Here is a 7,400-nt window from a genome sequence, read left to right as displayed (position 1 = left end):
CGGTGCCTGCGCAACTGCTCGACCTCCTGGAACGAACCCTCGTCCAGCAGCAGCGCGATCCGCTCGCGGGCCGTCAGCTTGCCCTTGGCGTGCTGCGCCCGGGTCGCCTTCTCACCGGGTCCGGCAAGCGCCTGCGCGCGGATCTCCGCCAATTCGGCGACTCGGCCCCGCGCGTCCGCGGGCTCGCCCGCCGAAGATCCAGCTTCGTCCAAAACGGTCATGCTCTCGACCTTACGGAGGACCAGGGGGAGAACGGACCGTCGACTCCGCACAGTCTCGGGACCGTTTTCCTGGCACCCCCGGACAGAATGCTTCGGGGATGCAGCCGAAGTGACTGCTCAGAGGCCCATGCGGCTGTAGAGATTCCACAATCGGCGCCAGTGAGAGTCCGCTCACATCGGGCCGGAGCCGACGCGCATCCTGGGGCCGCGCGCGGCCCGTCCGGGAGGCGGCGCCACACCGCCCGGCGGTCCTTCGCCGTCGCCGCAGGCCATCGGTCGGAACCCCAGGCACCGCCAGGGTCGCATCCGCACGACCGGTCACCGGCACGGCCACGGACCTTCCGGCTGGCGAGGGGCAGGTGAATTGGCGGGGCCCGACAACCGTCCGACCACCGGAGGGGGACGGGAAACGGCCCCCAGTGACGCCTCGGGAAGCGCGTTCGGGAAGCGCGTTCCGAGGCCCCTCAGGCCCGGTGGATCAGGATGTCCCCGGCCCCCGTGCGCCCGCGCACCTGAACCGTCTCCCCCGAGTCCCCTGGCCCCTCGGAGCTGCCCAGCGCCTGCCGCACCGCCCCGACCTTGGTCTGTACGTCGAGCCAGGCGGCGGTGCCCTCGCGGATGCCGATGTCCAGGCCGCCCATGCCGGTCTGCAGGACGACCGTGCCGCGCACCACCTCGCCGACGCTGATGCCGCCGTTGGCCGTTCTGACGTTGACGTCGGAGTGGGCGCGGCCGATGGTGATCGTGCCGTTCGACGCCTTCACGCGGACGTCGCCGGTGACCTCGCCGATCTCCGTCGGGCCGTTGGAGTTCTTGACCACGGCGGTGCCGCCGACCGTACGCAGCCGGACCTCTCCGGACGCGGTGGTGACGTCGACGGGGCCCTCCGCGCGGTCGACCACCACCTGGCCGTACCCGGTGTGCAGGCGCGCGGAGCCCGCCCAGTCGATCCGGATGTCACCGGCCGATGTCTTCACCTCGCACTCCCCCAGGCGGCCTTCGGCGCTGAAGTCGGCCATGGAGGTGTTCACCTGGAGGTGGGAACCCTCGGGCAGCAGGATCTCCACGTCGACGGACGAGCCCTTGCTGAACAGGGAGCGCTCCTTGGGGCCCTTCACCAGGAGCCGGCCGCCGGAGCACTCGACCCGGGTCTGCTCGGCGGCCCGCACGTCCGCCTGCCGGGACTCGGTGGTGGGGCGCACCTCGACGACGGTGTCGGTGCGGTCGGAGGCGGCGATCCGCAGCGACCCGATCTCCACGATCACCGTGGCGTAGACGGGCTTGGCGGTGTCGAAGGTAGGCATGGGGCTGTCCTCATCCTGATGGGTCGTCCGGATCGTCGTCCCGACGCGTCCTGTGGACCGTACGGGCCGGATCCGGACAGGGCGGCGGCGTGGCTGCGCGCGGGCGCGAAGCCCCTAGCGCGCCCATCCCGTAAAGCTGTTCCCGACGCTCGGGGAGGCGTGCGACGCGGGCTGCCTGCTCGCGTCGCCCTGCTTGAGGGCGTCGGCGACGGTGCGGACCAGCCAGGCGTTGACCGACAGGCTCTCGGCGGCCGCGGCCTCCTCGGCCTGGGCCTTCAGGTGCATCGGAAGCCGGAGGTTGATCCGGGCCGTGCCGCCCTCGTCCGACTCGGGGACGGGCGCCGGGGCGGGTGCGGGGCGGGCCGCGCGGACCTCCATCGGGGGCCCCTCGAAGCCCTCGCCGGTCGGCGCGGGCGTCACCACGAAGTCCGGGTCGCCCCCGCGCAGCCGCACGTCGACCGAGCCGGGGGCCAGGTCTCGGGTAATCTCGTCCATGGCCGCGGACAGCACATTCAGCATGGTCAGCCGGGTGGCCGACTCAAGCGGCGCGATCAGACGCTCGGCGATCGCGCGAGCGTCCTCACCTCCGGCCTCCGCGGCGATCGCGAGCTCCTGCCGGAGTTGGGCGACATACGGCGTGAGGTTCATGACACCACTATGGCACCATAGTGGTGCCATAGCAAGCCGCAACGCCACGCGAAGTGTGGTTTCGCGCGAGAATGCGCGATGGTGCCATACGTGGCACCACGCCCCCAAGCGGAACCCGAACCCGCCGCCGCCGATCAGGCCGACCGGCCACCCCCGAACGCCCCCTGGCCCGATTCCCCCGTGCGACGGCCCCCCCAGCGGTAGCGCGCACCCATGCGGCTGCGCGTCCCCCATGGGCTGCGCGCCCCCCGTGCGACTACGCGTCCCCCATGCGGCTGCACATCCCCCACGCGGCAACGCGCCCCTCATGCGGCCGTGCACCCACTCGCACTCGACGCGTAATCGCCTCGACACGCTCCGCTTGATGTTGAATATTGAACTGGATAGCGTTACCGTGGAACTCGTTGAACACTCAACTAGTCATGCCGAGGAGCACGCCATGGGATTCTTCAGCCGCAAGGAAGACACCGCCACCGCCACCGCCGCCACCCCCGCCGAGGCCGCTGCGGACCTGACGGCCCTGACCGGCGAGTACGCCCTCGACCCCGCGCACACGACGATCGGCTTCGCCGCCCGGCACGCGATGGTCACCAATGTGAAGGGCTCCTTCAAGGAGTTCACCGGCGCGCTGTACCTGGACGGCGGCGACCCGTCCGCGTCGTCGGCGACCCTCGACGTCGCCATGGACAGCATCGACACGGGCAACGCGGACCGCGACGGCCATCTCAAGAGCGCGGACTTCTTCAAGACCGACGAGTTCCCGCAGATGACCTTCCGCTCCACCAAGGCCGAGGCACTCGGCGGCGGCGAGTTCCGCATCACCGGCGACCTCACGATCCTCGGCACCACCAAACCGCTGACCATCGACCTGGAGTTCAACGGCGCCGCCAAGGACCCGTTCGGCAACGAGCGCGTCGGCTTCGAGGGCAAGGCGGAGATCCTGCGCTCCGAGTGGGGTCTGACCTGGAACGCGGCCCTGGAGACCGGTGGCGTCCTCGTCTCCGACAAGATCAAGCTCACCTTCGACATCTCCGCGGTCAAGAGCGCCGTCTGACCCTGCCGCGGGCGCGGTACCGTTCGCCGGTGTCCGAGTTCCTCTCTCAACTGCCCGCCCTGATAGGCGTGGTGATCGGTGCCATGGGGTCGTACGTCGCGGTGATGCGCGGCGAACGGATCCGCTTCCGGCGTGAGCGCGAGTCCCGCTGGGAAGAGCGGCGTCTCGCGGTCTACAGCGACTACGCGCGCGTGCTGAAGCGGAACGTCACCCTGACGTACCGCATCGCCGCCCACCAGGGCAACGACCCGCACCCGCACCCGCTGTCCGCCGCCGAGGCCGAACCGCTGCTCACCGAGGCCGCCGACGCCCGCGATCCGGCGGGCGAGGCGCTGCTGCTGCTCGGTGCGGCGGCCGTGGTGGAGCAGGCGCGGGAGTGGGTGGTCGTCGTGATCGCCATGGAGCGGTTCCTGCGGGCCGGCACGCGCGACCCCGACGCGTGGACGGCGCTGCTCGCCCGCCAGCGCGCCGCTCGCGCCGGGTACTACGCCGCCGTACGCGACGACTTGGGGCTGCCGCCGGGGCACTCGGGCCGCTGGGAACTGCCCGCGCACAGGACCCCCGCGCCTTGAGGGCACCCCCAGGAGCTGCCGCCCCGGACGTGAGGCACCCCCCAGGAGCTGCCCCCGAACGTGAGGGCACCCCCCAGGAGCTGCCCCCGGACATGAGGGCACCCCCCAGGATCCGCCCCCGAACGCGAGGGCGCCCCTCAGAACCCGCCGCCCCCGAAGTCGCCCCCGCCGCCGAAGCCGCCTCCGTAGTCGCCGCCCCCGCCGAAGTCGCCGCCGCCGAAGTCACCCGGTGAGAAGTCCGCCCCGGACACGTCGCCGCCCTCGTAGCCCGCTCCGGGCCCGAAGTCCCCGTACCCGGCGCCGTAGCTCGCGGCGTAGGCGGGGCTCGCCATCATCGTGCCGAGCGCGGTGCCGAGCAGGAGGCCAGGGAGCATGCCGCCGCCGAAGTAGCCGCCCGCCCAGGGGCCGTAGGCGGGTCCGGCCTCCCAGTAGGGGCGCCGGTCGCCGGACTCGGTGGTCACGGTGCGGGCCATCGGGTCGTCGCCGTCGGCGAGGCGCACCGCGTCGGCGGCGCACACGGGCACTTCCCGGGTACTGCCCCCGGCGGGGGTCCACTCGGCGTCCTTCACCGAGGGGCCGTGCCGCGGGTCGAAGAAGCAGGGGGCACGACGCTCGGGCAGGGGGCGTCCCTCCCGTCGTGCGGCGAGCAGCGCCAGGGAGAACCGGCCGTCCTCCAAGGCCTGGGTGACGGCCCTGACCTGTTCGGGGCGCTCGGCCGCCGCCATGAACGACTTGGCCTTCTCGTAGGCGTCGAGGGAGCGTTCGTAGTCCGCGCGCATGGCGTCGTCCGCGCCTGCCTCCGCCGGGTGGAAGTCGAGCCGGTCCAGTTCCTCGCCGAAGGCGGTGATGTCCTCGTCGACCACCACCCGCAGCTTCTCCAGGGCCGCGCGCTGCTCCTCATGGTGCCTGCGGCGCTTGCGGCGGGCGATCGTGTAGGCGCCCGCGCCGCCCGCGACCACCACCGCGCCGACGCCGATCAGCGCCCCGACGGGCGCCCCGTCGTCCTCGCCCGCGGCGCCGCCCCAGGAGGCGGGGGCCGATCCGGAGGACTGCGCGAGTGCCTGGTCGACGAACCGGTCGAGCTGGGTCTGCGCGCTCTCGCCCTGGACCAGCGCGGACAGGTTCCGCACCGCGTTGCGCGAGAGCACGGAGCCGTCGGCCCTGGCGTCGAAGCGGTCGCCGAGGCGGACGGCGTACACGCCGGTGATGCCGGTGGCGGTGCGCAGGTCGCGGAAGAGGTTGTCGCGATCGGGGAACGAGGCGGGAAGCACCGCCACGAACACCGGTTTGCCCGCCTTCTCGATCCGGTCGGCGAGTGCGTCCGCTTCCGCCGCGGGGAGCTGCGCGGATGCCGCTTCGTCGACGTACACCGGGTTCTTCTTCAAGGCGTCGGCCACCGCCTGGACGTCCGTCGCGGCCTGGGCACCGGGCGCCGCGGCGAGCGTGGCGCCCAGGGCCAGGAGCAGTCCGGACAGAGCCAGGGCCAGCCATGACGCCGCCTGCCTGGTGGGCCTCATACTTCACGCTAACTCTTCCGGCCCCCGAATGTGCCCCGTAGGGGCACGGGGCTGTTTCGATGTGCGGCTCCGCCGCGTGGGCGCGCTCAGCGCACGAAAAGCCGCAGACGCGTCTGTCAGCTCGCTCGGCAGACGCGTCTGCGGCTTTCTTGTGGCTGGCCGCGCAGTTCCCCGCGCCCCTTACGGGGCCGGTTCGACCCCCGCGCGCAACAGACCGTAGGTCACCGCGTCCTCCAGCGCCTGCCAGGAGGCGGCGATGACGTTGTCCGCGACCCCGACCGTGGACCACTCCCCCTCGCCGTCCGCCGTGGAGACCAGCACCCGGGTCGTGGAGGACGTACCGTGCTTGCCCTCCAGGATGCGGACCTTGTAGTCCACCAGCTCCAGCTTGGCGAGCTGCGGGTAGATCTGCTCCAGGCCCACGCGCAGGGCCCGGTCGAGGGCGTTGACCGGGCCGTTGCCCTCCGCCGTCGCCACGATGCGCTCTCCCTTGGCCCACACCTTCACGGTGGCCTCGTTGGCGTGCGTGCCGTCGGGGCGGTCCTCGGTGATGGCGCGCCAGGACTCGGTCCTGAAGTACTGCTGCGGTCCGGTGCCGCCGTCCCGTCCGCACAGCTCCTCGCGGAGCAGCAGCTCGAAGGACGCGTCGGCCGCCTCGTAGGTGTAGCCGCGCAGTTCGCGCTCCTTGACGCGCTCCACGACCCGGCCGACCAGTTCGCGGTCGCCGCCGAGGTCGAGGCCGAGCTCCTTGCCCTTGAGCTCGATGGAGGCGCGGCCCGCCATGTCGGAGACCAGCATGCGGATGCGGTTGCCGACGAGTTCGGGGTCGATGTGCTGGTACAGGTCCGGGTCGACCTTGATGGCGGAGGCGTGCAGGCCCGCCTTGTGGGCGAACGCGGAGACACCCACGTAGGGCTGGTGCGTGGACGGGGCGAGGTTCACGACCTCGGCGATGGCGTGCGAGACGCGGGTCATGTCCCGCAGGGCGCCCTGCGGCAGGACCCGCTTGTCGTACTTCAGCTCAAGGGCCGCAACGACCGGGAACAGGTTGGCGTTGCCGACGCGCTCACCGTAGCCGTTGGCCGTGCACTGTACGTGGGTGGCGCCCGCGTCGACGGCGGCGAGGGTGTTGGCGACCGCGCAGCCCGTGTCGTCCTGCGCGTGGATGCCGAGCCGGGCGCCGGTGTCGGCGGCGACGGTGGCGACGATGGCCTGGACCTGGGCGGGGAGCATGCCGCCGTTGGTGTCGCACAGCACGACGACGTCGGCGCCGGCCTCCGCGGCGGCGCGCACCACGGCCTTCGCGTAGCCGGGGTTGGCGCGGTAGCCGTCGAAGAAGTGCTCGCAGTCGACGAACACCCGGCGGCCCTGGGAGCGCAGATAGGAGACGGTGTCGCGGACCATCTCGACGTTCTCGTCGAGGGTGGTGCGCAGGGCCAGCTCGACGTGCCGGTCGTGCGACTTGGCGACCAGCGTGACGACCGGGGCGCCGGACGTGAGCAGCGCGTTGACCTGCGGGTCGTCGGCTGCCTTGGCGTTCGGCCTGCGGGTGGCGCCGAACGCGACGAGCTGCGCGTTCTTGAAGGTGATCTCGGCCGCCGCCCGGGCGAAGAACTCGGTGTCGCGGGGGTTGGCGCCGGGCCAGCCGCCCTCGATGAAGCCCACGCCGAAGTCGTCCAGGTACCGGGCGATGGTCAGCTTGTCCGCGACGGTCAGGTTGATGCCCTCACGCTGTGCGCCGTCGCGCAGCGTGGTGTCGAACACATGAAAGGAATCGTCCGGCGTGCTGTTTTCCGTCATGCTGTCTGGCTCCTGTGTCGGATCTCGGTGTACCGGAAGGACCGGCTCCACCGCCCCCCATGATCCCTCGCGCCCGTCTCCCGGTCGTGGGTGGGCCGGAAAACGAAAAAACCCCTCGCGGTGCGAGAGGTCTGCGCGCGGGTCGAGGACGACGGTGTCCGCCTGTACGTGATGTGTACGAGGCGATCACTGCGGACCGGCGCGCTTGCTGCCAATAATCATGGCGAACACGAGCATGCACGGCAGGGTGCCACAGCCGGGGCCGACCGCGCCGCCCCGTCTCA

At 71.9% G+C, this 7,400-nt stretch carries 7 protein-coding genes; 2 read left to right on the top strand and 5 right to left on the bottom strand.

Annotation, left to right across the window (positions count from 1 at the left end; all coding sequences use genetic code 11):
- From IG78_RS46390 to IG78_RS0128115, 3 genes are all read right to left on the bottom strand, one after another.
- Positions 1-221 (bottom strand): carboxyl transferase domain-containing protein (locus IG78_RS46390; RefSeq protein ID WP_283936548.1); only part of this gene is annotated, 221 nt, incomplete at its 3' end.
- A 464-nt stretch (positions 222-685) separates the two neighbouring features.
- A complete protein-coding gene (locus tag IG78_RS0128120) occupies positions 686-1,525 on the bottom strand; it encodes a DUF4097 family beta strand repeat-containing protein (RefSeq protein ID WP_030568092.1) in 840 nt (279 codons plus the stop codon).
- A 114-nt stretch (positions 1,526-1,639) separates the two neighbouring features.
- Complete coding sequence (locus IG78_RS0128115) at positions 1,640-2,173, bottom strand: toxin-antitoxin system HicB family antitoxin (protein ID WP_030568090.1); 534 nt, start codon at positions 2,171-2,173, stop codon at positions 1,640-1,642.
- A 439-nt stretch (positions 2,174-2,612) separates the two neighbouring features.
- On the opposite strand from IG78_RS0128115, the gene IG78_RS0128110 reads away from it, so the two are divergent.
- Both IG78_RS0128110 and IG78_RS0128105 read left to right on the top strand, forming a co-directional pair.
- On the top strand, positions 2,613-3,227 hold the full coding sequence (locus tag IG78_RS0128110; protein ID WP_030568088.1) for a YceI family protein: 615 nt from the start codon (positions 2,613-2,615) through the stop codon (positions 3,225-3,227).
- Between the two features lie 29 nt (positions 3,228-3,256).
- Positions 3,257-3,799, top strand: coding sequence for a hypothetical protein (locus IG78_RS0128105; protein ID WP_030568087.1), 543 nt, complete (start codon positions 3,257-3,259; stop codon positions 3,797-3,799).
- A gap of 137 nt (positions 3,800-3,936) precedes the next feature.
- Here the strand turns inward: IG78_RS0128105 and IG78_RS0128100 are convergent, their stop codons facing one another.
- Both IG78_RS0128100 and cimA read right to left on the bottom strand, forming a co-directional pair.
- Positions 3,937-5,316: a hypothetical protein gene (locus IG78_RS0128100; protein ID WP_030568085.1), complete on the bottom strand. Its 1,380-nt coding sequence runs from the start codon at positions 5,314-5,316 to the stop codon at positions 3,937-3,939.
- A 180-nt stretch (positions 5,317-5,496) separates the two neighbouring features.
- Positions 5,497-7,116, bottom strand: coding sequence for a citramalate synthase (gene cimA, locus IG78_RS0128095; protein WP_030568083.1), 1,620 nt, complete (start codon positions 7,114-7,116; stop codon positions 5,497-5,499).
- Positions 7,117-7,400: the final 284 nt, after the last annotated feature.

The organism is Streptomyces aureocirculatus (assembly GCF_000720475.1).
Classification (GTDB): domain Bacteria; phylum Actinomycetota; class Actinomycetes; order Streptomycetales; family Streptomycetaceae; genus Streptomyces; species Streptomyces aureocirculatus.
Note: the sequence above shows the minus strand (reverse complement) of the source record. Positions and strands in the feature narration are given on the sequence as shown.

Excerpts from the sequence above, each read along its gene's own strand:
- IG78_RS0128120 (WP_030568092.1), bottom strand. The coding sequence starts at position 1,525 with ATGCCTACCTTCGACACCGCCAAGCCCGTCTACGCCACGGTGATCGTG.
- IG78_RS0128115 (WP_030568090.1), bottom strand. The coding sequence starts at position 2,173 with ATGAACCTCACGCCGTATGTCGCCCAACTCCGGCAGGAGCTCGCGATC.
- IG78_RS0128110 (WP_030568088.1), top strand. The coding sequence starts at position 2,613 with ATGGGATTCTTCAGCCGCAAGGAAGACACCGCCACCGCCACCGCCGCC.
- IG78_RS0128100 (WP_030568085.1), bottom strand. The coding sequence starts at position 5,316 with ATGAGGCCCACCAGGCAGGCGGCGTCATGGCTGGCCCTGGCTCTGTCC.
- cimA (WP_030568083.1), bottom strand. The coding sequence starts at position 7,116 with ATGACGGAAAACAGCACGCCGGACGATTCCTTTCATGTGTTCGACACC.